Here is a 1,115-nt window from a genome sequence, read left to right as displayed (position 1 = left end):
GGATGACCAGCTTGTTGTCGGATACCGACTGCAGGAAGGCGACCAGAGCGGCCGGCACCCGGAGATAGGCCAGCAGCCAGCCAAAGGCGGCGGCGCAGCCGATGATCATCAGCACCATTGCGGTTGTGCGCACGGCAGCGGTGGTCGCGGTGACGAAGTCGTTCCAGCTCATGGAGCGATAGATCAGCAGGGTCACCAGGAAAGCATAGACGATGGCGATGCAGGAGCTTTCGGTGGCGGTGAAGACGCCGGAGCGAACGCCGCCGAAGATGATGCCGATCAGGATCAGCCCGGGAATTGCGGCAACGAGCAATTGCAGCGCCCTGCCGAAGCCGGCGAACGGCTCGGTCGGATAGGCGCGGCGGCTGGCGACCCAATAGGCCGTGACCATCAGAGATAGCGCCAGCAGCAGGCCCGGTATGATGCCGGCGGTGAACAGATCGGCGATCGAGATCCGGCCGCCGGCCGAAATCGAATAAATGATCATGTTGTGCGAAGGCGGTATCAGCAGCGCAATGATGGCGCCGACCGAAGTGATGTTGACAGCATAATCGACGCCGTAGCCGCGCGCCTTCATCTGCGGGATCATCAGCCCGCCGACCGCCGAGGCATCGGCCACCGCCGAGCCGGAAATGCCGCCGAACATGGTCGAGGCGGCGATGTTGACCTGGCCGAGCCCGCCTCTCAGGTGGCCGACCAACGCCCCGGCGAGCGCAACAAGGCGAGCGGCAATGCCGCCGCGCACCATCAGGTCACCGGCGAAGATGAAGAACGGGATGGCCATCAGCGAAAACACGCTGACACCGGAGTTGAGGCGCTGGAACACCACCAGCGGCGGCAGCCCCAGCACCAGAACCGTGGCGAAGCTGGCGACACCGAGGCAGAAGGCGATCGGTGTGCCGATGATCAGAAGAAAGACGAAGGTGCCGAACAGAACCGTCAATGCCATCTAAAGACCCTCCTCGCCCGTGGCGTACTGATCGGCATCGACCGGCAGTCCGGCAAACCGCCCGGCAAGCCGCTCGAGCGAAAACAGGCAGACAAGCGCGCCGCCCAGGATGACCGGCAGGAAACTGACGCCGCCCGGGAAAGCGAGAGACGGCATCACCGTGTTC

Annotated in this window: 1 protein-coding gene; it reads right to left on the bottom strand. The window is 64.2% G+C overall.

Annotated elements, in window-relative coordinates; all coding sequences use genetic code 11:
• A partial coding sequence (locus EN925_RS36905; RefSeq protein ID WP_164894712.1) for a TRAP transporter large permease occupies nt 1-949 on the bottom strand: 949 nt, incomplete at its 3' end.
• Nucleotides 950-1,115: the final 166 nt, after the last annotated feature.

The organism is Mesorhizobium sp. M7A.F.Ca.US.006.04.2.1, from assembly GCF_004022915.1.
Lineage (GTDB): Bacteria > Pseudomonadota > Alphaproteobacteria > Rhizobiales > Rhizobiaceae > Mesorhizobium > Mesorhizobium ciceri.
This window is presented reverse-complemented; position numbering and strand designations above follow the sequence as displayed.